Here is a 23,990-nt window from a genome sequence, read left to right as displayed (position 1 = left end):
GTGACCGCAACAAGATGACCGACGGGAGGCACAGGATGGCACGGGCGCAACAGGGCGAGATCGCGGCCTTCATCGAGACCGGCGCACCGGCCGAGCTGCGCGACCTCATCGCCTCGGCGGACAAGGACGAGATCCTCAACCCCGACTACCCCTATGACGACCGCATGTCGCGCAAGGATTACGACAAGGCGATGGACGACCTGCAGATCGAGCTGGTCAAGCTGCAGGCCTGGGTCAAGGGCACCGGCCAGAGGGTCCTGATCATCTTCGAGGGACGCGACGCCGCCGGCAAGGGCGGCACGATCAAGCGCTTCCGCGAAAACCTCAATCCGCGCGGCGCGCGTGTGGTGGCCCTGCCCAAGCCCACCGAGGCCGAACAGAGCCAATGGTATTTCCAACGCTATGTCGATCACCTGCCTTCGGGCGGCGAGATCGCCTTCTTCGACCGCAGCTGGTACAACCGCGGCGTCGTCGAACGCGTGTTCGGCTTCTGCACCCCGGCCCAGCGTGAACGCTTCTTCAACCAGGTGCTGCCGTTGGAAGAGGGGCTGGTCGATGACGGCATCCACTTCTTCAAGTTCTGGCTGAATGTCGGCCGCGCCGAACAGCTGCGCCGTTTCCGCAAGCGCGAGACCTCGCCGCTCAAGCAATGGAAGCTGAGCCCGATCGACATCGCCGGGCTGGCCCGGTGGGACGCCTACACCGAGGCGATCCGCGAAACCCTGACACGCAGCCACTCCGAACGCTGCCCCTGGACGGTGATCCGGTCCGACGACAAGAAACGCGCCCGCCTGGCGGCGATCCGCCATGTGCTGAGCCGCCTGGACTATGCCGACAAGGATGCCTCGGCGATCGGCGCCGTCGACGGCAAGGTCTGCGGGGGGCCCGACATCTGGGATGGCTAAACGCGGCTACCACCACGGCAATCTGCGGCAGGCGCTGATCGACGCGGCGCTGGAACTGATCGAGGCCAAGGGCCCGACCGGCTTCACCCTGTCCGAGGCCGCCAAGCAGGCCGGCGTCACCCCGGCGGCGGTCTACCGCCATTTCGAGGGGCGCGACGACCTGATCGCCGAAGGCGCGCGGCAGGGCTTCGAGATGTTCGCCGACCTGATCCAGTACGCCTATGACAAGGGCCAGCCCTCGGCGCTGGCCGCGTTCGAGGCGACCGGGCGCGCCTACCTGGCCTTCGCGCGCAAGCATCCCGGCCACTATATCGCCATGTTCGAAAGCGGCATCTCGGTCAACCGCACGCCGGAACTGGCCGCCGCCGCCGCCCGTGCCCGCGGCGTGCTGGAACAGGCCGCCGCCGATCTCAGCCAGCACATCCCGCCCGACCGCCGCCCGCCGGCCTCGATGTTCAGCGCCCATATCTGGGCGATGAGCCACGGCGTGGTCGAGCTCTACGCCCGCAACACCGGCACCGCCTCGGCCTTCCCGCCCGAGGACCTGCTGGAATCGGGCATCGGCATCTACCTGCGCGGCCTCGGCCTGATTCCGCCCGACGACTGACCCCCACCCTTCCTCTCGCCGCAAATACCTCGGAGCGCGAGGCAGAGCCTCGCACCGCGCGTCAGCGCCCGAAATGCGCGCCGAAGGCGCTCAATTGGATCACATCTGCCCAAGGAAAAGGGCCGCTCCCTTTCGGGGCGGCCCTCCTGCAAGTGGTCGCTGACGCCGATCAGCGCTTCGAGAACTGGAAGCTGCGGCGGGCCTTGCGGCGGCCGTATTTCTTCCGTTCGACCACGCGGCTGTCGCGGGTCAGGAAGCCGGCGGCCTTGAGCGCGCCGCGCAGGCTGGGGTCATAGAGCTGCAGCGCCTTCGAGATGCCGTGCTTGACCGCACCGGCCTGACCCGACAGGCCACCGCCCTTGACGGTCGCCAGAACGTCGAACTCGCCTTCGACACCGGCCACGGTGAACGGCTGGCGCAGGATCATCTGCAGCACCGGGCGGGCGAAGTACTTGTTCAGCTCCTTGCCGTTCACGGTGACCTTGCCCGATCCGGGCTTGATCCAGACGCGGGCCACCGCGTCCTTGCGCTTGCCGGTGGCATAGGAGCGGCCCAGCTCGTCGCGCACGGGCTCGCGCGAGACGGTCTCTTCGGCAACGGGGTCCACGCCGGCGACGGCGCCCAGCTCTTCGAGTGTGTTGATCTGTTCAGCCATCGTCATGCGCTCCGGGTGTTTTTCTTGTTCATGGACTTCACGTCCAGAACTTCGGGGGCCTGGGCATCATGCGGGTGCTCGGTCCCGGCATAGATGCGCAGGTTGGTCATCTGCTGGCGCGACAGGCGGTTGCCCGGCAGCATCCGCTTGACGGCCTGGAACACGACACGCTCGGGATGCGCGCCTTCCAGGATCTGCTGCTTGGTGCGCGACTTGATGCCGCCCGGATGGCCGGTATGCCAGTAGAAGTGCTCGTCGCGCTTCTTGCCGGTCATCTGGATCTTGTCGGCATTGATGACGATCACGTTGTCGCCCATGTCCATGTTCGGCGTGAAGGACGGCTTGTGCTTGCCACGCAGGCGCATGGCGACGATCGAGGCCAGACGGCCCAGAACGACGCCCTCGGCGTCGATCAGGATCCACTTCTTCTCGATATCTGCAGGGGTCGCAGAGAAGGTTTTCATGGCAGGATGGTCCTGTTTGATGTGAAAGACCGGCCCAGAGACGGCCGGCCCGAATTCGATGGACGCGTTCTAAGGGGGCAGCGCGGTGGCGTCAAGCGCCGAAGCAAGCGTTTTACTGTTCATTTTCAATAGCTTGAAAATTGGGTATCAATATACCCCAAGAAATCCGAGTGCTTGCCACGGCAGCGCGGTCCCTGTCATGCTCGGCTTGGGCGACACCGGCCGGAGGGCACCATGGCGACATTGCAGGAGACGGTCGACACATATGGCGCCGCCTGGCGGGAAACCGATCCCGCCAAGCGTCTGGAATTGTTGGAAACCGTCTGGGCGGATGACGCGGTCTATGTCGATCCGATGGCGCGGGTCGAGGGTCGCGCGGCGCTCGTCGCGCATATCGGCGAGGTTCTCGCCAGCACCGGCGGCAGGGTCGAGATCACCAGCCGCCCGAACGCCCATCACGACGTCGCGCATTTCACCTGGCACATGGTCGGCCCGGACGGCGCCATCCTGGTCCGCGGCCACGACATGGCCACGCTGGACACGGACGGGCGGATCGCACGGCTGGCCGGGTTCTTCGGCGACCCCGATCCGCTGGCGTGACACCGAACCTCAGACGCTGATCTGTTCCGGCGGGTTGTCCAGCAACCCGCGCAGCCGCTCCATCGCGTCCTGAAACCGGTCCAGCGACACCTGCCCGTTCACCGCGATCCGCACCGCATTGGGTGCCAGCCCGTCGCGCAGGGCAAACTCGTCGGCCGAGCGGATCTGCACCCCCGCCCGTTCCGCCGCCCGGCAGAACGCGGCCGACCGCCAGCCCGACGGCAGGCGCAGCCAGACAAATGGCACCTCGCGGTCCCAGACCAGGTCGAATCGGCCCAGCACGTTCACCGCCACCCGCACATATTCGGCCATGCCCTGCCGCACCCGCGCCGCCACGCCCGGCGTGCGCGCATCGCTCAGCAGCAGCCGGGTCAGTTCGGCGACAGGCTGGGCCACACCGAAAAAGCCGTATTCAGCCGCACGCCGCAGCTCGGCCGCCCGGTCCTGCGGCGCGATGGCGAATCCCACCCGCAGCGCCGGCGTCAGGGTCTTCGAGATCGAGGTGACATACCAGGCGCGTTCCGGGGCCAGCGCCCGGAAGCAACTCACCCGCGCCTCGCCCACGCGGTAACAATCATCCTCGAGGATCTGCAGGTCGTGGCGCCGCGCCACCGCGACCAGTGCCTTGCGACGCTCCAGCGGCATATGCCCGCCGGTGGGATTGTGAACCTCGGGCGTCAGGCACACGATTTGCGCGCCGCCGTTCCGCACGGCGTGATCCAGCGCCTCGGGCACCATGCCCCATTCGTCCATCTCGACGCTCTGCACATCCGCCCGCATCAACTCGCCGGCGCGGCGGAACCCGGCATAGGTCAGCTCCTCGATCAGGATCCGCGGGCGCGGGCCGGTCAGCACCGTCTGAAAGATCACCCCGATTCCGTTCTGGCCACCGTGGGTGATTACCACGTCCTCGGCGTCGAACGGCCCCAGCGGCAGGTCGGCGAGCCAGCGCGCCACCGCCTCGCGGAGCGGGCGCGCGCCGTCGCGGGTCGGGTAGTTCAGCAAGGTCGATGGATCGCTCTGGGCCAGCCGTGTCAGCCCTTCGCTCAGCAGCGCGACCTGCCCGCGGTCAACCAGGCGCGGGCTGAACAGACTGACATCGCCACCCTCGCCTTCGGCACTGGCCGACATACGCGACCACACGTCATCCACAATCGGCGTCATCGGCGGCGCGACGAATGTGCCGCGTCCGACCTCGGCCTGGACCAGCCCCTCGTCGGTCAGGATGGAATAGGCCCGCGCCACCGTGCCTGGCGTGATGCCCAGCCGATAGGCCAGGTCACGCACCGGAGGCAGCTTGGCCCCGACCTCCAGCGACTTGTTTTCGATGGATTTCCGGATGATGTCGGCAACCAGGGCGTATTTCGGTCCGCGGCTGGCCGGCAGCGCCTGCGGCCAAATTGTATTCATGACAATCTTTCCTTTGCCGCCGCACAATTTCGAGCGTACCAATTATTTGTACTAATCGACTCCGCTTTGTGTCAATACAATTTAAAGGAACACGTCATGACACCCGCCGCACACACCCGCCACCTGCAGATGCTGACCGCCAGCCCCCGGCTGCCGCTGATCGCGTCGCTGGCCGTGCGCTTTGCGGTGATGGTCACGACCTGGGAGAAACGCCGCCGCACGCGGCTGAACCTGGGCCGGCTCGATGACCGGATTCTGGCGGATGTCGGCCTCACCCGTCATCAGGCGCGCACGGAATCCGCGCGCCTGTTCTGGCAACCCTGACCTCTTCCCCGGGATCCGCACCGGATTCTTGACCTGGCCGGGGCGCTCGCGCGTCCCGGCCCTTTTCATCCCGCCCGCGCCGCCGCCGAGCCGGCCGGCGGGATCGAATAGGTCATGGTCGCGCGCGCCACCGGCTTTTCCGCGCCCTCTGAGTAGAGCAGCACGTCGCCCACCGCCAGGGTCCGCCCCAGCTTGAGCAGCCGGCACCGGCCCAGCATGTCCGCGCCACCCTCGGGCTTGCGCATGAAATCCATCGAGCATCCGGTCGTCACCGCCAGCGCCTGGCGTCCGACCCGCGCCAGGACCATGGCATAGACCGCGCAATCGGCCAGCGCGAACATCGACGGGCCCGAGACGGTGCCGCCCGGGCGCAGGTGCCGCTCGGATGTGCGCAGGCGCAGGGTCAGGTGATCCTCGGCCAGGGCATCGATGACGAAATCGTCGCGCACCTGCGGAAACACCTCGGCCAGATAGGCGGTCAATTCGTCCCGGTCGAATGCAAGCGCCATGCTTTTCCTCCCCTCGCTTTGGCCCTAGAGTTGCCCCCGGAATAAGGCGGAGGGCAAGATGGCAATTCTGGAACGTCACGACACCGGCGCAATCGCGCATCTGACCATGACCGCGCCCGAGCGGCTGAATGCGCTGAGCGACGAAATGCTGGCGGCGTTGCAGTCCGAGCTGGACACACTGCGCGAGGATCGGGACATCCGCGTCGTAGTCCTCTCCGGCGCGGGCAAGGCGTTCTGCGCCGGCCATGACCTCAAGCAGATGACCGCGGGCCGGCAGGCCGAGGATGGCGGACGGGCCTATTTCGCCGACCTCTTCGCCCGCTGCGCACGGATGATGACCACGATCCGCGACCTGCCGCAGCCCGTGATCGCGCAGGTCCATGGCATCGCCACCGCCGCCGGCTGCCAGCTGGTCGCGTCCTGCGACCTAGCCGTGGCCGCCGAGGGCACGCGGTTCGGGGTCAACGGCGTGAATATCGGGCTGTTCTGCTCGACGCCCATGGTTGCGCTCAGCCGGAACATCCCGCGCAAGCACGCCTTCGAGATGCTGACCACCGGCCAGTTCATCGACGCCACCCGCGCCGAGGCACTGGGGCTGGTGAACCGCGTCGTGCCCGCCGACGCCCTGGCGGGCGAGACGCAGGCATTGGCCGACACGCTGGCCGGCAAGCTGGACAGCGCGGTGCGCATCGGCAAGGCCGCGTTCTATGCGCAGGCCGAAATGACCATGGATCAGGCCTATGCCTATGCCGGCGAAGTGATGGTCGAGAACATGCTGGACCGCGACACCGAAGAGGGAATCGCTGCCTTTATTGAGAAACGCGCGCCCGAGTGGCAACGCTGACCCAAGGCAGCTCCGGGCCGGTTTCGGGTCGGTTTCCGGCCCATTGACCACCCTCCCTGTATCGTTTCTGGCGATCATTTGAATTGTTTCCATTTTCAGGGTTTCAATCTGGGCAAGAGTGTGGCAATGATTTGTCAGGGCGAAAGCCCCGTGACTTTTGGGTCGCCGTGGGCGGAAGGTCCCTCCTGGCCAGTTTCTCTCACTGGCGCGACATTCCCGCAGCGGCGACCCCAAGACCTCCCTGACAGTTCTGGAACCCGGCACGTGCGCGGCGCGCGACTGGGCCGTTGCAAGCGGTCGCCCCCTGCCCTATGTCGCACGGCATGAGCGAGAGATTGCATATCGTGGGCGGCGGCATGGCCGGGTCCGAGGCCGCGTGGCAGGCCGCGCAGATGGGCGTCGACGTGGTCATCCACGAGATGCGCCCCCAGGTCGCCACCTTTGCCCACAAGACCGGCCACCTGGCCGAGATGGTCTGTTCCAATTCCTTCCGGTCGGACGATGACGAGCAAAACGCCGTCGGCCTGCTGCACTGGGAGATGCGCGCCGCAAACGGGCTGATCATGTCCGCCGCAGACAGCCACCGCCTGCCGGCAGGCGGTGCCCTGGCGGTGGACCGCGACCCGTTTGCCGAATCGGTCACCGCCACGCTGCGCGCCCATCCGCGCGTCACCGTCGAGACCGGCGAGATCGACGACCTGCCGCCCGAGGGCCAGTGGATCTTTGCCACCGGCCCGCTGACCTCGCCCGCGCTGGGCCGCGCGATCCGGGCCGAGACCGGCACCGAGGCGCTGGCCTTCTTCGACGCCATCGCCCCGATCGTGCATGCCGACAGCATCGACATGAGCAAGGCCTGGATGCAGTCGCGTTACGACAAGGGCGAGACCGAGGAGGAGCGCACCGCCTATCTGAACTGTCCGATGGACCGCGACACCTATGAGGCGTTCATCGACGCGCTGCTGGCCGCCGACAAGACCGAGTTCCACGACGGCGAGGCCAGCTCGGCCCCCGACGCCACGCCCTATTTCGACGGCTGCCTGCCGATCGAGGTGATGGCCGAGCGCGGCCGCGAAACCCTGCGCCACGGCCCGATGAAGCCGGTGGGCCTGACCAATCCGTACGCGCCGCAGGTCAAGCCGCATGCCATCGTGCAGCTGCGCCGCGACAACAAGCTGGGCACGCTCTTCAACATCGTGGGGTTCCAGACCAAGATGAAATACGGCGCCCAGGCCGAGGTCCTGCGCATGATCCCGGGGCTTGAAAACGCCCGCTTCGCGCGGCTGGGCGGCATCCATCGCAACACCTTCCTCAACTCGCCCACGCTGCTGGACGAACAGATGCGCCTGCGCAGCCGTCCGAACATCCGCTTCGCGGGCCAGATCACCGGGGTCGAGGGCTATGTCGAAAGCGCCGCGATGGGCCTTCTGGCGGGGCGCATGGCCGCCGCCGAGATCCTGGGCCGGACGCTGCGGCCGGCGCCGCAGGACAGTGCCATGGGCGCCCTGATCCACCACATCACCGGCGGGGCCGAGGCCAAGACGTTTCAGCCCATGAACGTCAATTTCGGCCTGTTCCGCCCCGTCGACGGACTCAAGGGCGGGCGCCGGGGCCGCAAGGACCGCTACAAGGCCTATACCGACCGCGCCAAGGCGGCCTGGACCGCGTGGCTGAACCAGTCGGCACTGGACGCGGCCTGATCCCGCCGGGTATCCTGCGGGTATGACCGAAAAGTTCCTGGATGACGTGTACAACCTGAAATCCGCCGACGAGACCCGCGCCCTCTATGACCGCTGGGCCACGTCCTATGACAGCGAGGTCGGCGACAACGGCTATGTCACGCCGGGACGGGTGGCGCAGGCGCTCTGGGCACGGACGCCCACGTCTGACGCGCCGGTGTTGGACTATGGCTGCGGCACCGGCCTCTCGGGATTGGCTCTGCGGTTGGCGGGGTTCAAGGTGATCGACGGCATGGACCCTTCGCCCGAGATGCTGGAGGGCGCGCGGGCCAAGGATGTCTATCGCGACCTGATCGAAATCGACATCCATGACAGCCACCCGGTGCCGCAGGACGCCTATCGGATCATCACCGCCATTGGCGTGATCGGTGCAGGCGCGGCGCCGCCGGAAACCCTCGATCTGCTGATGCGGGCGCTGCCGTCGCAGGGCTACCTGGCGTTCTCGTTCAACGATCACACGCTGGCCGACCGCGGCTATGAGATGCGGCTGAACGACTGGCTGGACTGCGGTTCTGCGCATCTGCTCAGCAAGGACTACGGCCCGCACCTGACCGGGAAGGACATGAACTCCAACGTATATGTTGTTCAGAAGGCGTGATTTTTACCGCTCGTTTCGCACCGTCGCCCACGGGTCCGCTGCATCTTGGGCACGCCTATTCCGCGATCCTGGCACATGACATGGCGCGTGCGGCTGGCGGGCGTTTCCTGCTGCGGATGGAGGATACGGACCTGCAGCGCAGCAAGCCGGAATGGGAGGCGCTGATCCTCGAGGACATGGCCTGGCTGGGTCTGACCTGGGACGGGCCGGTCCTGCGCCAGTCAGAGCATCTGGACGGCTACAACGCCCGTCTTGATGCACTTGCGGATATGGGCCTGCTCTACCCGTGCCGGTGCAGCCGCGCGGATATCCGCGCGGCTCTCGCCGCCCCGCAGGAAGGCAGCCCGCACGAGGTCTATCCCGGCACCTGCCGCCATCGCCCGCTGTCGAATCGTGGCCCGGGCGATGCCCTGCGGCTGGACCTGGCGCGTGCCCTCGACCAGCTGGGCGCCGACCTGCCCGTGTTCTCCGAAACCGGTCCCGCGCATGAGGGGCGGCACCGGATCGACCGCACAACGGCGCTGGAGACCATCGGCGACGTGGTCCTGTCGCGCAAGGGCGAGAACATCGTCGCCTATTTCCTGGCCTCGGCGTTGGACGATGCCGAGCAGCGGATCAGCCATGTCATCCGTGGCGAGGACCTGTTCGACTTCACCGCGATCCAGGTCATCCTGCTCACGCTGTTGAACCTGCCGGTGCCGGTCTATCACCATCACCGGCTGATCCGGGACGAACAGGGAAAACGCCTGGCCAAGCGTGACGACGCGCGCGCCATCGCCAAGTATCGCCGCGAGGGTGTCTCGCCGGGCGAGATCAGGCGCCTGGTCGGCCTGCGCTGAGCGGTTCTGCCGAGCCGGGGCTCAGCTGCCTTCCGCCTCCTGGTAGACGCCCTGTTCCTTGAGCGCGTCCACGACTTCCTTGGGCATGTAGGTTTCGTCGTGTTTGGCAAGGATTTCCGTGGCTTGGAAGACACCATCGACGTAGGATCCCGTGCCCACCATGCCCTGGTTCTCGGCAAACAGATCCGGCAGCACGCCGGAAAAGACCACCGGCACGCTGGCCCCGCCATCCGTCACGGTGAAGCGCACTGCCTTGCCCTGTCCCCGTTCGATCGAGCCCTCCTCGACCAGCCCGCCGATGCGGAACACTTCCGAGGATTGCGGCGGTTCCTCGACCACCTGGCTGGGCGACCGGAAGAAGTTGATACCGTCGCGCATGGCATAGCCGATCAGCGCGGTGGACAGCGCCAGCGCGACGGCGGCCAGCACGATGATCTGGACCCTGCGGCGTTTCTTGAGCGATTTCATGGCATCCTCACGGGAAAAGCGGGGCCATCAACAAGCCCTCGGTCTCGGGTTCACGTAACATCAGGTTGGCGTTCTGCAAGGCCTGCCCGCTGCTACCTTTTGTCAGGTTATCAAGTGCGCCGACAATGATCGAGCGCCCTGCGATCCGGTCGGCGACCACGCCCAGATGGCAGAAATTGGACCCGCGCACATGGTGGGTGGACGGTGTCTCGCCCAGCGGCAGCACCTGCAGGAACGGCTCGTCCGCATAGGCCCGCGACAGGGCGCCGTGTATCTCGTCGGCCGCGCCCCGGACATAGGCGGTTGCCAGGATGCCGCGATTGACCGGGATCAGGTGCGGCGTGAACTGGATCCGCACCGGCCGGCCGGCCAGCTTCGAGAATTCCTGGTCGAACTCGCCCAGATGCCGGTGCGTGCCGCCGACGGCATAGGCGTGATAGCCCTCGCTCAACTCGGCATGCAGCAGGTTCTCCTTGAGCGCCCGCCCGGCGCCCGAGACCGCGCATTTCAGATCCAGGATGATCTCGTCCAGGTCGATCACCCCGGCCGCGATCAGCGGGCGCAGCACGTATTGCCCGGTGGCCGCGTTGCAGCCCGTGCCGGCCACCAGCCGCGCGGCGGCGATCTCGTTGCGGTAGAACTCGGTCAGGCCATAGACCGCCTCTTCCTGCATCGCGACGGCGGCATGGGGGTTGCCATACCATTCCTGATAGGCCTCGGGATCGCGCAGCCGGAAATCGGCGCTCAGATCCACGATCTTCAGCGTCTTCGGCAGCTCGCGGATGATCTCCTGGCTGGTCTTGTGCGGCAGGGCGCAGAAACACAGATCGATCTGCCCGAAGTCGATTTCGCCGATCTTGCACAGGGTTGGCAGATCGAGGTGACGCAGATGCGGAAACACCTGGGCCATGGTCTGGCCCGCCTTGCGCTCGGCGGCCAGCGCCGTGATCTTCATGTTGGGGTGCCCGGCAATCAGCCGCACCAGTTCCGCGCCGGTATAGCCGCTGGCGCCCAGAATTGCGATTCTGTGGGTCATCTCGGACCTCTTTCATCTCATGTCATCGGGTGGAACCGCCCCGGACGGTACCTGAATAGAAAAGGATCAACCGGCGCGCCTTGACCTAAGTCAGGCCGCCTCGAACGCGATCCGTCGTCGGAGGAACTGCGTCGCCCGCTGGCCCACGCGCGTCGGATCGCCGGTGGTCACGAACCCGCCCGACCCGGTGCCCAGCATGTCGGGATGCCGAACCAGATAGTCGGCCAGGCTGTCGGCCACCAGCCGGCCCTGGCTGAACACCTTCACATCGGCGCCCAGCGCGTCCTGAAAGATGTCCTGCATCAGCGGGTAGTGCGTGCAGCCCAGGATCGCCGCCTGCGGATGCGGCATCTTGCGCCTCAGCGCATCGACATGGGACCGCACCAGCGCCTCGGCCAGGATCAGGTCGCCCTCCTCGATGGCATCGACAACGCCGCCGCAGCTCTGCGCCTCGACATCGACGCCGATGGCACGAAAGGCCAGCTCGCGCTGGAACGCGCGGCTGGAGACGGTGGCCGGCGTGGCGAACAGGGCCACATGCTTGGTCTCGACCTCGCGCGGCGGGCTGTTGTCGCCCCATTGCCGTTCGGTCAGCGCCTCAATCAGCGGCACGAAGACGCCGAGGACGCGCTTGCCCCCGGGCACGCCCGCCTCCTGCATCCGGCGCAGCGCGGCGGCGCTGGCGGTGTTGCAGGCCAGGATCACCAGGTCACAACCCCGGTCCCACAGTTCGCCCACCGCCTTGCGGGTCAGGCCGTGAATGTCATCGGCATCGCGTACGCCATAGGGCGCATGGGCGCTGTCGGCATAGTAGAGGAATTCCACCTCCGGCAGGCGCGACTGCGCCGCCTCCAGGACGGTCAGCCCGCCCAGTCCGGAATCGAAAATACCTACTGCCATGATCCCTCAGGCGCGATGCCGTTCCTCGAATTCGAAGCCGTAATCAAGCGATTCCAGCGGTGTCGGAGACAGCTCATACGTCGCTTCGCGCAGGAAATCCATCATCTTGCGCGCATCCCCCGCCAGCGGGTCCAGAATGTCGCGCCCCAGGGGCGCGCCGATCGCCACACGCACGGGCGTATCGACGCGCTTTCGGAACTCCTTGATCAGCAATCCCATGCGCAGGGTCTGGTGCAGATGGCTGGCGATCTGGAACAGGCGGCTGGTGCTGCCGTCGAAGAAGACCGGTACCACCACAGCGTCCGACTTGGCCACCATCCGCGCGGTGAACCCGCGCCAGCCGGGGTCCATCGGATGGGCAAAGGGCCGGGCCGCGGTGCTGACCGTGCCGCCGGGAAAGATCCCGATGGCGCCGCCCTGCCCCAGATGGTCCAGCGCCGCGCGCCGCGTCGCCAGGTTGTCGCGCCGCGCCTCCCGGGTGTCGTCGAACGAGATCGGCAGGATGATCCGGCTGATATCCTCGGCCCGGTGGAACACCTGGTTGGCCAGGATGCGGAAATCGCCCCGTGTCCGCGACAGGATATGCCCCATCATCAGCCCGTCGAGGATGCCATAGGGATGGTTGGCGATCAGGATCACCGGGCCCGTGGCCGGGATGTTGCCCAGCGATCCGGCGAGCACGTCCAGGCGCAGGCCGTAGCGGGCGACCATGACCTGCCAGAAATCGTGCCCCGCGGCCACGTCCGCCTCATAGCCTTGCGCGCGTCGGATCAGGCCGATCCGTCCGGTGGCGTTTTCCATCAGCCGGATCACCGTCCGTCCGCCGCGCGTGGCGGCGGAATGGGCATAGGTAATGTCACGAACGATGTGGCGGCGCATCGGCAGGTCCGGACCCGGGCGTTTTCCCGAGGTTTAGCAATGACCTCAGCTATTGCACAGGGTCCGTGACGGTTTCGTGACGGATCACTCCGCCGCCTTGCGCAAACCGCCTCCGCCCTGCCGGAACGCCGCCAGCAGTTCCTCGCGCCGTTTTGCCGCCTTGGCCTCGTTGGCCTGCTTGATCGGGCCGAAGCCGCGGATGTCCAGCGGCAGGCGGGCCAGCGCGGCGGCGATCTCGACCGTCTCGGGCGTGACCTTGGGCAGCACTTCGGCCATGTCGGCCTCGTATTGCTTGATCAGCGCGCGTTCCATCCGGCGCTCCGCGGAATAGCCAAAGATGTCCAGCGGCGTGCCGCGCAATGCCTTCATCCGCGCCAGCAGCTTCATCGGCCGCAGCATCCACTCGCCGAATTCGCGCTTCTTCGGGCGGCCGTCCGGGCCGGTGCCGCCAAGGATCGGCGGCGCCAGGTGGAAGGTCATCTTCAGATCGCCATCGAACTCGGCCTGCGCCTTGTCGCGGCTGTCCAGCATCAGGCGGGCGACCTCGTACTCGTCCTTGTAGGCCAGAAGCTTGTGATAGCCCAGCGCGACAGCCTCTTTCAGGTCCTTGTCGGTGATGCCGTCCAGCATCTTGAGATAGCGCTTGGCCAGACGCTTGCCCTGATACGCCTCCAGGTGTTCGGCGCGATAGGCGATGCGCTCGTCCAGCGTCCTGGGCTTGTCCACCACGTTGGGGGTCAGGATCTTCTCGGCGTCCTGCGGGTGCAGCACCGCCCAGCGGCCGATCTCGAAGGCGCGCATGTTGCGCTCGACCGCGGCGCCGTTCAGCTCGATCGCGTCCATGATCGCCTTGTGGCTGACCGGCAGCAGACCGCGCTGCCAGGCCGCGCCGAAGATCATCATGTTGGAGAAGATCGAATCGCCCATCACCGCGCGCGCCAGTTCCGAGGCGTCGAACAGGTCCACCCGGTCCTTCATCCGCGCCTGAAGCGCCAGCGACAGGCGGTCGGCGGGGATGGTGAACTCGGTGTCGCGGGTGAAATCCCCGGTGATGATCTCGTGGCTGTTGACAACCGCGCCGGTCTTGCCGGTGGCGGTCAGCCCCAGGGTCTTGGCCCCGGCCGACACCACCAGGTCGCCGCCGATCAGCGCATGCGCCTCGCCGGTGGCGACGCGGATGGCGCTGATGTCGCCGGGCTTCTCGGCCAGCCGGCAGTGGATATGCACCGCGCCGCCCTTCTGCGCCAGACCGGCCATCTCCATCATGCCCGCGCCCTTGCCGTCGAGCTGCGCGGCCTGCGCCAGGATCGCGCCGATGGTCACCACCCCGGTGCCGCCGACGCCGGTGATCACCACGTTATGCGTGCCGTCGATCTCGGGCAGGTCGGGCTGCGGCAGGTGCGGCAGGTCCAGGTCGGTCGTGGCCTCCTTGCGGATCTTGGCACCCTCCAGCGTCACGAAGGACGGGCAGAACCCCTTGAGGCAGGAGAAGTCCTTGTTGCAGGCCGACTGGTCGATGGCCCGCTTGCGGCCCAGCTCGGTCTCTTTCGGCACGATGGCGACGCAGTTCGACTGAACCCCGCAATCGCCACAGCCCTCGCAGATATCGGTGTTGATGAACACGCGCTTGTCGGGGTCCGGGAAGGTGCCGCGCTTGCGGCGGCGGCGCTTCTCGGCGGCACAGGTCTGGATGTAGACGATGGCCGAGACGCCCTTGATTTCGCGAAACTTCTCCTGGACCTCCATCAGGCCGGCCCGCTCGTGGAACGGCACGCCCGGGGGGAAGGCCGATTTCTCGACGTCCTCCTTGTCGTCATAGACGACCGCGATCTCCTTGACGCCCATCGCCTTGAGCTCGGCGACGATCTGCGGCGCGCTCAGGTCGCCCTCGTTGGGCTGGCCGCCGGTCATCGCCACGGCGTCGTTGAACAGGATCTTGTAGGTGATGTTGGTGCCGGCGGCGAGCGCCGCCCGGATCGCCTGCACGCCCGAATGGTTGTAGGTGCCGTCGCCCAGGTTCTGGAACACGTGCTCGGTGGTCGAGAACGGCGCCTCGCCGACCCAGTTGACGCCCTCGCCGCCCATATGGGTGAACCCGGTCGTCTCGCGGTCCATCCACTGCACCATGTAGTGACAGCCGATCCCGGCATAGGCGCGGCTGCCATCGGGCAGCTTGGTCGAGCTGTTATGCGGGCAGCCGGCGCAGAAATAGGGCAGCCGCGCGGCGATCTCCTCGGCATTGTCGTTGCGGCGCGCATCGGCCAGCGTGGACAGGCCCGCGCGGATCCCGTCGGTCTCGCGCCCCTCCTCGATCAGGATCTCGCCCAGCTTCTCGGCGATCAGGATCGGATCCAGCGCGCCGCGGGTCGGGAACAGTTCGTCGCGGTGCATGCCCCCGGCGCCGCCCTTGTACCAGCCATAGACCCGGCGGCCGCGGCGGTCGTCGAAGATGGCCTCCTTGACCTGCACCTCGATCAGCTTGCGCTTTTCCTCGACGATGACGATCAGGTCCAGCCCCTCGGCCCAGTCGTGGAAGCCCTGCATGTCCAGCGGAAAGGTCTGGCCGACCTTGTAGGTGGTGATGCCCAGCCGCTCGGCCTCGCCCTCGCTGATGTTCAGCAGCCTCAGCGCATGTTCCAGGTCGAGCCAGTTCTTGCCGGCCGCGACCAGGCCGATCTTGGCGCCCGGCTTGCCCCAGACGCGCTTGTCCATGCCGTTTGCGCGGCTGAACGCCTCGGCGGCAAAGCGCTTGTGGTCGATGATCCGCGCCTCCTGCAGGTGCGGCGTGTCGCCCAGGCGGATGTTCAGTCCGCCCTCTGGCATGGCAAACTCCGGCGCGACCAGCTGCATCCGGTTCGGGTCGCCATCCACCACCGAGGTCACCTCGATCGTGTCCTTCATGGTCTTCAGCCCGACCCACAGCCCGGAAAACCGGCTGAGCGCGAAGCCGTAGATGCCGTAATCCAGGATCTCCTGCACGCCGGCGGGGCTGACCACCGGCATATACGCATCGACCAGCGCCCATTCCGACTGGTGCAGCACGGTCGAGCTTTCGCCGGTGTGGTCGTCGCCCATCGCCATCAGCACGCCGCCATGCTGGGCGGTGCCGGCCATGTTGGCGTGGCGCATCACGTCGCCCGAACGGTCGACGCCCGGCCCCTTGCCGTACCACAGGCCGAACACGCCGTCATACTTGCCGTCGCCGCGCAGCCCGGCCTGCTGGCTGCCCCAGAGCGCGGTGGCCGCCAGATCCTCGTTCAGACCGTATTGAAAGGTGACGTCGGCTGCATCCAGGTGCTTGCGCGCCTTGGTCATCTGCAGGTCCACCGCGCCCAGCGGCGAGCCGCGATACCCGGTGACGAGGCCGGCGGTGTTCAGCCCGGCGGACGTGTCGCGTGCCTTCTGCATCAGCATCAGCCGCACCAGCGCCTGCGTGCCGTTGAGCAGGACCGGCGACTGCTCCAGATCGAACCGGTCATTGAGCGAGATCTTGTGCTGAGTCATCGGACGCCTCCCACGTCGGATTGCCATGCGGAATTTCACCGATAATAGGTCACCTATATTGACCTTACCACCCGGTATTTTATTTATTCCGCTATTCGGGCCCGGTTGAATATGGCTTTGACGATACCTTTCATATAGGGCTGCGCCAAAAGATCGAAAGTTTCAGGGATGGATTGGGACAAGCTCAGAATATTCCACGCGGTGGCCGATGCCGGCAGCCTCACCCATGCCGGTGACAAGCTGAACCTGTCGCAACCCGCCGTCAGCCGGCAGATCCGCGCGCTTGAGGAATCGCTCAACGCCACCCTGTTCCACCGCCATGCGCGGGGGCTGATTCTCACCGAACAGGGCGAATTGCTGTTCGACGCGACCTCGGCCATGTCCCGGCGGCTGGACACCGCCTCGGCGCGGATCCGCGACAGCGAGGAAGAGGTGTTCGGCGAGCTGCGCGTCACCACGACCTACGGGTTCGGAACGCTGTGGCTGGCGCCGCGGCTGGCCAAACTCTACGAGAAATATCCCAACCTGCGCGTCGACCTGATGCTGGAAGAGCGCGTTCTCGACCTGCCCATGCGCGAGGCCGATGTGGCGATCCGCATGAAAGAGCCCAGCCAGGCCGACCTGGTGCGCAAGCGCCTGATGAGCGTCCGCATCCAGCTTTACGCCTCGAACAGCTATATCGAGCGGTTCGGCGCCCCGCAGGACATCAGCGACATCAGCGCCCACCGCCTGGTCTGCCAGAGCCCGTCATCGGCGCAGGTGTCTGCCTCGGCCACGCTGGTGCAGCACCTGATGACGCACAACCCCTCGTCGCTGCTGACCGTCAACAACTATGCCGGGGTGCTCCAGGGGGCGATCAACGACCTCGGCATCGGTGTCCTGCCCGACTATGTCACCCAGGGCTTTCCGAACCTGGTCCAGGTCCTGCCCGACATATCCTCGGCCGAGGTGCCGGTCTATCTGGCCTACCCCGAGGAACTGCGCCATTCCAAGCGCATCGCGACCTTCCGCGACTTCGTGCAGGAAGAGATCATCGCCTATCGCAAGAAGCTCAAGGAGTTGGCCACCCCCTGAGCCATGCGTGCAACGCATATCCGAAATGCCTCCCGTGCGACGTCAAAAACCTTGATTGTCCGACTCCTGCCTCATATTTAGTCCCGTGAAGGCGATGACGCGGAAACGCTCATCATCTTCATACCTCCCTGTTGGACTTCGGCCGAGCTTAGTGCTCGGCCTTTTTTTTCGCCAAATCAGGTCGAAGGCTAGGCAGACACAAAGCGCTCCAGTAACGTCTGCGGCAAAACAATATGCCGAGGGACGAAAAATGATCCGACTGTTCTCCAGGGTAGCAGCGCTTCTGCTGGCTCTGAGCCTATGCGCCCCGGTGCTGGCGCAAACTGCCGACACCGGTTCGGAAACCGTCGCCGCGCCCAGCGTTCCCGAGGATCTGACACCGGAGATGGTGGATGGTCTGGTCGCCCGCCTGTCGGATGACCAGGTGCGGGCGCTGCTGCTGGACCGGCTGGACGCGGTCGCGGCCGAGCGCGCCGAGGTCGTGACCGAGAACGAGGGGCTGATCGCCCGGATCGGCGCAATCGGCACCGCGCTGCTGGCCAACTGGACCGCCGCCCTGGCCGCCGTGCCGACCCTGTTCGCCAAGCTGGGCGAGTCCTTCGCCAATTTCGGGTCGACCTTCGGCGGCAGCGGATTGCTGCGCCTGTTCGGGCTGACCGCCCTGATCCTTGCGGTGGGTTATGCCGCGGAACGTCTGGCCGTCTATCTCACGCGGGACTGGCACACCCGGGCCAAGCCCGCCGACGACTCGGACCTGCGCGGTGCCCTGCGGTTCCTGTTCCGCCGCCTGTGCCGCGAAGTGCTTGGCCTGATCGTCTTCTGGGTCGTCCTGCGGGTCGTGGGGCGGCAGATCCTGTCGGCGCAGGAAATCGCCTATGCCGCGCCCTTCGTCTTCTACCTGATCCTGCTGCCGCGTCTCGGGGCCGCCATCTCCCGGTTCATCCTGGCCCCGAAACAGCCGAGCATCCGCCTGGTGAGCATCGACGATCACTGGGCCAGTTACCTGCATCGAAACCAGATCGGCCTGTTCTTCCTGATCGGCTTCACGCTCTGGATCCTTGGGTTCAATGCGCTGAACGGCGTTCCGCCGGGCGAGATGCGGCTCGGCTTCTGGCTCAACACCTCGATCCATGTCTATATCGGGATCATCGCCTGGACCGCCCGTGACGGGCTGCGCGACATGATGCGCGGCCGCGACCCGGACCGCACGGAATGGGATGAGAAGGTCGCCTACAGCTATCCCTACTTCGCGCTCGTGGTGACCGCGCTGACCTGGCTGCTGGTCGAGACGCTGATCGGCATGGGCAACCCACAGACGCTGCAGCTGCTGGCGCTCAAGGCGCCGCATTTCACCACCATGTTCTGGTTGCTGATGGCGCCGGCCATCGACACGCTGATCCGCGGGCTGGTGCGGCACCTGCAGCCGCCGATGATCGGCACCGGGCCGGTGGCCGAGCGGGCCTACAAATCCACCAAGCGCAGCTATATCCGCATCGGCCGGGTGATCGCCGGGGTGTTCGTGATCCTGATGATCGCGAACGCCTGGGAGATCGACCTGCGCAATGTCGCCGGGGCCGGCACCGAGTCCGGCGGGGCGGTGATCCAGGCGCTGATGATCCTGGCCTTCGGCTATATCCTCAACGAGGTCGTCTCGCTCTGGATCAACCGCAGGCTCGCCAAGGAGCAGACCGCGGCGCAGACCCAGGACGAGGAAGCCGGAGAAGGTGGCGGCGCGGGCGGCTCGCGGCTGGCGACGGTCCTGCCGCTGCTGCGCATCACCGCGCAGGTGGCCATCGCGGTCATCTTCACCCTGCTCGCGCTGGGCGCGCTGGGGCTGGACATCACCCCGCTGCTGGCCGGTGCCGGCATCCTGGGTCTGGCCATCGGCTTCGGCGCGCAGAAGCTGGTGTCGGACATCGTCGGCGGCATCTTCTTCCTGATCGACGATGCCTTCCGCGTGGGCGAATATGTCGATGTGGGCGGCACGATGGGCACGGTCGAGAAGATCTCGATCCGGTCCATGCAACTGCGCCACCATCGCGGCGCGGTGCACACGATCCCCTATGGCGAGATCCAGAAGCTGACCAATTACAGCCGCGACTGGGTGATCATGAAGCTGAAATTCACCGTGCCCTTCGACACCGACCCCAACAAGGTCAAGAAGATCTTCAAGAAGATCGGCGCGGAAATGATCGAGGATCCGGTGCACAAGGACGGGTTCCTGCAACCGTTCAAGAGCCAGGGCGTGTTCGATTTCGACGATGTGGGCATGATCATCCGCGGCAAGTTCATGGCCAAGCCGGGCACCCAGTTCACCATCCGCAAGGAGATCTACAACCGGGTCAAGAACGCCTTCAACGAGGCCGGCATCGACTTTGCCCGCCGCGAGGTGCGCGTGGCCATACCGGGGCTGGAGGATGCCGAATCCCTCAGCGACGAGCAAAAGGCGGCCGCGGCCGGGGGCGCGGCGGCAAGTCAGCAGCAGCAAGGCTGACAGGCCGGCGTGAGTTCCCGGCGGCGTCGAGACCGGGAGCCGCCGAGGAGAGGGCATGACCAGGGCAACCGTATCTGCCGGATTCCTGCTGGGCTGGGTGATGACCCTCGCGGCCCTGCCCCTGCTTGCCGAGCCGGCTACAGGCGTCATCGACAGCCAGACCGGCGGCATGAACGACGCGTCGAAAGAGGAGACGGTCGGCTTTCGCAACGGCTCGGTCATCGTCGCGCCGATCCCCTTCTCCAACCCCACGGTCGGCTCGGGGCTGGTGCTGGGCGCGGGATACCTGTTCTCGCTGGATCCCGGGTCGGACCCGTCCATGGTCGGCATAGCCGGTCTGCGCTCGGACAACGGGTCGCGCGGTGCCGGGCTGGCCGCCAATTTCTACTTCGACAACAACCGCTGGAAGATCGAGTCGCTCTTTGCCGAGGCCGACATCCGCTATGATCTCTATACCGGTCTGGGCCAGATCCCGATCGGCCAGAAGGGGCGCTTCGCCCGCGCCAGCCTCTCCTACGGGTTCACGCCAGAGTTCTCGGTCGGGCTGGCGCTCCGATATCTCGACACCAGCATCACCCCCGACGGCCCTGGCCTGCCGGCCATTCCCCCTCCATTCGACCGGTTCCTGAACGTCGAGGTGGCCAGTGTCGGGCTGTTGACGTCCTGGGATCGGCGCGACGACACGATCTATCCCACGCGCGGATTCGTCCTCGATGCCGAGGCCCTGTCGAACCACACTCTGACCGGGCTGACCGGCGATTACCTGAAGGGCTATGCCAATTTCTCGGCCTATCGCCCCATTGGCAGCAACGGCGTTCTGGCCGGGCGCCTGTCGGCCTGCGGCGCGTCGGATGAGACACCGTTCTTCGACCAGTGCTCGCTGGGCGCCACAGACGGATTCCGCGGTTTCTCGGTCACCCAGTTCCTCGACCGCCGCTCGGTTTCGGCGCAGCTGGAATATCGTCACCGCTTCGGCGACCGCTTCGGCGCGGTGCTGTTCGGCGGCGCCGGCCGGGTCGGCGACAGCTTTGGCAATCTCGACGCGGACGGCACCCACAGTGCCGTCGGTCTGGGCGCGCGCTATCGTGTGTCCCGGAAATTCCCGGTGGATTTCTCGGTCGACCTGTCGCGCAACAACGAGGGCGATGACGTGGTCTATGTCTATGTCGGGCAGAGGTTCTGACCGGCACGCGGCGCGCGCCCGGCGGACGCCCCGGCAGGAAATTTCTTGAAAAACTTTCGGAACACCGGGCGGGGGGGTTGCGTAGGTATGGTGAACGCAACGCGATCAGAAAGGAGATCCTATCATGACACGCAAGACGTTGATGATTACCTCGACCATCCTGGCACTGGGCACCGCCCCCGCCTTCGCCGCCGGCGACGGCGTGATGTATGACGCGGACCACAACCTTGCCGCGATGGAGAACATGTCCATGGCCATCGAACGCACCGAAGGCCACACCGTGAGCTATTCCGACGGCACCAAGCTGGGCACCATCACCGATGTCCACATCGACGCGGACGAGATGGTGGAACTGCAGATCGACCTGGAGACCAACGTGGGCTCGAACAGCGAAACTCTGATCGTGACCGCCGATCCCAGCAAGGTCACCGTGACCGACAAGGGCGTTGCCCTGGGCACCGACGAAGGTGAGCTTGCCAGCCTGGTGAGCACCTCGGGCGCCAACAGCGCATCGGCCGCCAAGGTCATCGTGAAATAACGGAACCGACCAAGGCGAGGCGGGCCGCAAGGCCCGCACGCATCCGGGCCGCCCTGTTCCGCAGGGCGGCCCGTTTCGCATGTCACGGGTGCGGCCGGTGGCAGCGGCAAGCGCCACCTTTGCCCTTTCACCCCCTGCCCGCCTGTTCTAAAGACAGCCGCGACGGACAACCGGCCAATCCGGCGGAGGACACCACATGCGAGAGCCCGCACTTAGCCCCGAACTGATCGACGCACACGGGCTGAAGCCAGATGAATACGACCTGATCCTGCAGATCATCGGGCGCGAGCCGACATTCACCGAGCTGGGCATCTTCTCGGCCATGTGGAACGAGCATTGTTCCTACAAATCCTCCAAGAAATGGCTGCGCACCCTGCCCACCGACGGCCCGCAGGTGATCTGCGGCCCCGGCGAGAATGCGGGCGTGGTCGATATCGGCGACGGGCAGGCTGTCGTGTTCAAGATGGAGAGCCACAACCACCCCTCCTATATCGAACCCTATCAGGGTGCTGCGACCGGCGTGGGGGGCATCCTGCGCGATGTCTTCACCATGGGTGCGCGCCCCATCGCGGCGATGAACGCGCTCAGCTTTGGCGAGCCGTCGCACCCCAAGACCCGTCAGCTGGTCAACGGCGTGGTCGAGGGGATCGGCGGCTACGGCAATTGCTTCGGCGTGCCCACCGTGGGCGGCGAGGTGCGGTTCCACCCGGCCTATAACGGCAATTGCCTGGTCAATGCCTTTGCCGCGGGCCTCGCCGATGCCGACAAGATCTTCTACTCCGCCGCTTCGGGTGTCGGGATGCCGGTGGTCTATCTGGGCGCCAAGACCGGGCGCGACGGCGTGGGCGGCGCCACCATGGCCAGCGCCGAGTTCGACGACACGATCGAGGAAAAGCGCCCCACGGTGCAGGTCGGCGACCCGTTCACCGAGAAACGGCTGATGGAAGCCTGCCTGGAACTGATGCGCACCGGCGCGGTGATCTCGATCCAGGACATGGGCGCCGCCGGGCTGACCTGTTCCGCGGTCGAGATGGGCGACAAGGGAGGCCTGGGCATCCGCCTCGACCTCGACGCCGTGCCGCAGCGCGAGGCGGAGATGACCGCCTATGAGATGATGCTCAGCGAAAGCCAGGAACGCATGCTCATGGTGCTGCGCCCCGAGAAGGAGGCCGAGGCCAAGGCGGTGTTCGACAAGTGGGATCTCGACTTCGCCATCGTTGGCGAAACAATCGCAGAAGATCGTTTCCTGATTGTCCACAATGGCGAGACCGTGGCCGACCTGCCGCTGTCGAAACTGGCCTCGTCCGCCCCCGAATATGACCGCCCGTGGGAGGCGACACCGATACCCGAGCCGCTGGCCGACGTGCCGCAGATCGACCCGATCGACGGGCTGCGCGCGCTGATCGCCTCGCCCAACCATGCCGGCAAGCAATGGGTCTATGAGCAATACGACTCGATGGTCATGGCCGACACCGCCCGAATCCCGGGCCTGGGCGCGGGTCTGGTGCGGGTGCATGGCACCGACAAGCTGCTGGCCTTCACCAGCGACGTGACCCCGCGCTATGTGCGCGCCAACCCCGAGGAGGGCGGCAAGCAGGCGGTGGCCGAGGCCTATCGCAACCTGACCGCCGTGGGCGCCCTGCCCCTGGCCAGCACCGACAACCTCAATTTCGGCAATCCCGAAAAGCCCGAGATCATGGGCCAGTTCGTCGGCGCCATCAAGGGGATCGGCGCGGCCTGTTCGGCGCTGGACATGCCCATCGTGTCGGGCAATGTCTCGCTCTACAACGAAACCGACGGCCAGGGCATCCTGCCCACGCCGACCATCGGCGCGGTGGGTCTGCTGCGCTCGGCCGACGAGGTGATCGGTTGCGACGTGCGCGACGGCCATGTGGCGCTGGTGGTGGGCGAGACCGCCGGCCACCTGGGTCAGTCCGCGCTGCTGGCCGAGGTGTTCAACCGCGAGGATGGCGATGCGCCGGTGGTCGACCTCGACACCGAGCGGCGCAATGGCGACTTCATCCGCGCCAACCGCGAGCTGATCCGCGCCTGCACCGATCTCTCCGATGGCGGGCTGGCGCTGGCGGCCTTCGAGATGGCCGAGGCGGCAGGTGTCGGTCTGCATCTGGACGATGCCCCCACCGAGATGCTGTTCGGCGAGGACCAGGGCCGCTATCTGGTCGCGTGCAATTTCGACCAGGCCGAGGCGCTGATGATCGCCGCGGGCCAGGCCGGGGTTCCGATCCAGTCGGTCGGCAAGTTCACCGGCGACAGCGTGCGCATCGGCGGCGCGTCCGCGCCCCTGTCTGAACTGGCGGCGCTCTACCGATCAAGCTTTGCGGCGGCCGTGGCCTGACCCCCCTCCCTTGCGCCGCCCGGTGGCGCACTCTACATCTTGGCAAAAGACCACAGGAGAAATCCGC

General features: G+C 66.4%; 21 protein-coding genes and 1 pseudogene. 13 read left to right on the top strand and 9 right to left on the bottom strand.

Annotated features, from left to right (window positions below; genetic code table 11):
- The first annotated feature begins 35 nt into the window (after positions 1 to 35).
- Positions 36 to 905 carry a polyphosphate kinase 2 gene (ppk2, locus tag BMX57_RS06005; RefSeq protein WP_092363628.1) on the top strand — a complete coding sequence of 290 codons (870 nt, stop codon included), beginning with the start codon at positions 36 to 38 and terminating at the stop codon, positions 903 to 905.
- On the top strand, positions 898 to 1,512 hold the full coding sequence (locus BMX57_RS06000; protein WP_092363625.1) for a TetR/AcrR family transcriptional regulator: 615 nt from the start codon (positions 898 to 900) through the stop codon (positions 1,510 to 1,512). Before ppk2 ends, BMX57_RS06000 begins: the two co-directional genes overlap by 8 nt.
- Positions 1,513 to 1,681: 169 nt before the next feature.
- Here BMX57_RS06000 and rpsI read toward each other — a convergent pair whose 3' ends face one another.
- Entirely contained in the window at positions 1,682 to 2,167 is a 486-nt protein-coding gene (rpsI, locus tag BMX57_RS05995; RefSeq protein WP_092363622.1) for a 30S ribosomal protein S9, read from the bottom strand.
- A 2-nt stretch (positions 2,168 to 2,169) separates the two neighbouring features.
- Positions 2,170 to 2,631 (bottom strand): 50S ribosomal protein L13, encoded by a 462-nt coding sequence (rplM, locus tag BMX57_RS05990; protein ID WP_092363619.1) that lies wholly within the window; start codon positions 2,629 to 2,631, stop codon positions 2,170 to 2,172.
- Between the two features lie 234 nt (positions 2,632 to 2,865).
- Between rplM and BMX57_RS05985 the strand changes: the two genes are divergently transcribed.
- Positions 2,866 to 3,231, top strand: a complete 366-nt coding sequence (locus BMX57_RS05985; protein ID WP_092363616.1) for a nuclear transport factor 2 family protein — start codon at positions 2,866 to 2,868, stop codon at positions 3,229 to 3,231.
- Between the two features lie 9 nt (positions 3,232 to 3,240).
- Here the strand turns inward: BMX57_RS05985 and BMX57_RS05980 are convergent, their stop codons facing one another.
- Entirely contained in the window at positions 3,241 to 4,641 is a 1,401-nt protein-coding gene (locus BMX57_RS05980) for an aminotransferase-like domain-containing protein (protein WP_092363613.1), read from the bottom strand.
- Between the two features lie 96 nt (positions 4,642 to 4,737).
- Here BMX57_RS05980 and BMX57_RS05975 point away from each other — a divergent pair, with 96 nt between their 5' ends.
- Positions 4,738 to 4,965, top strand: a complete 228-nt coding sequence (locus BMX57_RS05975; protein ID WP_092363611.1) for a DUF1127 domain-containing protein — start codon at positions 4,738 to 4,740, stop codon at positions 4,963 to 4,965.
- A gap of 65 nt (positions 4,966 to 5,030) precedes the next feature.
- Here the strand turns inward: BMX57_RS05975 and BMX57_RS05970 are convergent, their stop codons facing one another.
- The gene (locus tag BMX57_RS05970) at positions 5,031 to 5,474 is read right to left on the bottom strand and encodes a PaaI family thioesterase (RefSeq protein WP_092363608.1); all 444 of its coding nucleotides are present in this window, start codon (positions 5,472 to 5,474) and stop codon (positions 5,031 to 5,033) included.
- Positions 5,475 to 5,529: 55 nt separating this feature from the next.
- On the opposite strand from BMX57_RS05970, the pseudogene BMX57_RS05965 reads away from it, so the two are divergent.
- The 4 genes and pseudogenes from BMX57_RS05965 to gluQRS form a co-directional block, all read left to right on the top strand.
- Positions 5,530 to 6,318: pseudogene (locus BMX57_RS05965) on the top strand (enoyl-CoA hydratase); the annotation flags it as partial.
- Positions 6,319 to 6,641: 323 nt separating this feature from the next.
- Complete coding sequence (gene trmFO, locus BMX57_RS05960) at positions 6,642 to 8,015, top strand: methylenetetrahydrofolate--tRNA-(uracil(54)-C(5))-methyltransferase (FADH(2)-oxidizing) TrmFO (RefSeq protein WP_092364337.1); 1,374 nt, start codon at positions 6,642 to 6,644, stop codon at positions 8,013 to 8,015.
- A 22-nt stretch (positions 8,016 to 8,037) separates the two neighbouring features.
- Complete coding sequence (locus BMX57_RS05955) at positions 8,038 to 8,652, top strand: class I SAM-dependent DNA methyltransferase (protein ID WP_092363602.1); 615 nt, start codon at positions 8,038 to 8,040, stop codon at positions 8,650 to 8,652.
- Positions 8,649 to 9,491 carry a tRNA glutamyl-Q(34) synthetase GluQRS gene (gluQRS, locus tag BMX57_RS05950; protein ID WP_092363599.1) on the top strand — a complete coding sequence of 281 codons (843 nt, stop codon included), beginning with the start codon at positions 8,649 to 8,651 and terminating at the stop codon, positions 9,489 to 9,491. Before BMX57_RS05955 ends, gluQRS begins: the two co-directional genes overlap by 4 nt.
- A 21-nt stretch (positions 9,492 to 9,512) precedes the next feature.
- Here gluQRS and ccmE read toward each other — a convergent pair whose 3' ends face one another.
- The 5 genes from ccmE to BMX57_RS05925 all read right to left on the bottom strand — a co-directional run bounded on the left by ccmE (position 9,513) and on the right by BMX57_RS05925 (position 16,278).
- Positions 9,513 to 9,959, bottom strand: a complete 447-nt coding sequence (ccmE, locus tag BMX57_RS05945; RefSeq protein WP_092363596.1) for a cytochrome c maturation protein CcmE — start codon at positions 9,957 to 9,959, stop codon at positions 9,513 to 9,515.
- Positions 9,960 to 9,966: 7 nt separating this feature from the next.
- Positions 9,967 to 10,995 carry an N-acetyl-gamma-glutamyl-phosphate reductase gene (gene argC, locus BMX57_RS05940; RefSeq protein ID WP_092363593.1) on the bottom strand — a complete coding sequence of 343 codons (1,029 nt, stop codon included), beginning with the start codon at positions 10,993 to 10,995 and terminating at the stop codon, positions 9,967 to 9,969.
- 90 nt (positions 10,996 to 11,085) lie between these two features.
- The gene (locus BMX57_RS05935; RefSeq protein ID WP_092363590.1) at positions 11,086 to 11,895 is read right to left on the bottom strand and encodes a glutamate racemase; all 810 of its coding nucleotides are present in this window, start codon (positions 11,893 to 11,895) and stop codon (positions 11,086 to 11,088) included.
- 6 nt (positions 11,896 to 11,901) lie between these two features.
- On the bottom strand, positions 11,902 to 12,774 hold the full coding sequence (locus tag BMX57_RS05930; RefSeq protein WP_373283094.1) for a lysophospholipid acyltransferase family protein: 873 nt from the start codon (positions 12,772 to 12,774) through the stop codon (positions 11,902 to 11,904).
- 84 nt (positions 12,775 to 12,858) lie between these two features.
- Positions 12,859 to 16,278: an indolepyruvate ferredoxin oxidoreductase family protein gene (locus BMX57_RS05925; RefSeq protein WP_092363584.1), complete on the bottom strand. Its 3,420-nt coding sequence runs from the start codon at positions 16,276 to 16,278 to the stop codon at positions 12,859 to 12,861.
- Positions 16,279 to 16,446: 168 nt separating this feature from the next.
- On the opposite strand from BMX57_RS05925, the gene BMX57_RS05920 reads away from it, so the two are divergent.
- From BMX57_RS05920 to purL, 5 genes are all read left to right on the top strand, one after another.
- Positions 16,447 to 17,352 (top strand): LysR family transcriptional regulator, encoded by a 906-nt coding sequence (locus BMX57_RS05920; RefSeq protein WP_092363581.1) that lies wholly within the window; start codon positions 16,447 to 16,449, stop codon positions 17,350 to 17,352.
- A gap of 250 nt (positions 17,353 to 17,602) precedes the next feature.
- Complete coding sequence (locus BMX57_RS05915) at positions 17,603 to 19,846, top strand: mechanosensitive ion channel family protein (RefSeq protein ID WP_092363578.1); 2,244 nt, start codon at positions 17,603 to 17,605, stop codon at positions 19,844 to 19,846.
- A gap of 55 nt (positions 19,847 to 19,901) precedes the next feature.
- Positions 19,902 to 21,029 (top strand): BamA/TamA family outer membrane protein, encoded by a 1,128-nt coding sequence (locus BMX57_RS05910; protein WP_092363574.1) that lies wholly within the window; start codon positions 19,902 to 19,904, stop codon positions 21,027 to 21,029.
- A 124-nt stretch (positions 21,030 to 21,153) separates the two neighbouring features.
- The gene (locus BMX57_RS05905) at positions 21,154 to 21,567 is read left to right on the top strand and encodes a hypothetical protein (protein ID WP_092363571.1); all 414 of its coding nucleotides are present in this window, start codon (positions 21,154 to 21,156) and stop codon (positions 21,565 to 21,567) included.
- A gap of 196 nt (positions 21,568 to 21,763) precedes the next feature.
- Positions 21,764 to 23,923: a phosphoribosylformylglycinamidine synthase subunit PurL gene (gene purL / locus BMX57_RS05900; protein ID WP_092363568.1), complete on the top strand. Its 2,160-nt coding sequence runs from the start codon at positions 21,764 to 21,766 to the stop codon at positions 23,921 to 23,923.
- The last annotated feature ends 67 nt before the right edge of the window (positions 23,924 to 23,990 follow it).

The organism is Cribrihabitans marinus (genome assembly GCF_900109035.1).
Classification (GTDB): domain Bacteria; phylum Pseudomonadota; class Alphaproteobacteria; order Rhodobacterales; family Rhodobacteraceae; genus Cribrihabitans; species Cribrihabitans marinus.
Note: the sequence above shows the minus strand (reverse complement) of the source record. Positions and strands in the feature narration are given on the sequence as shown.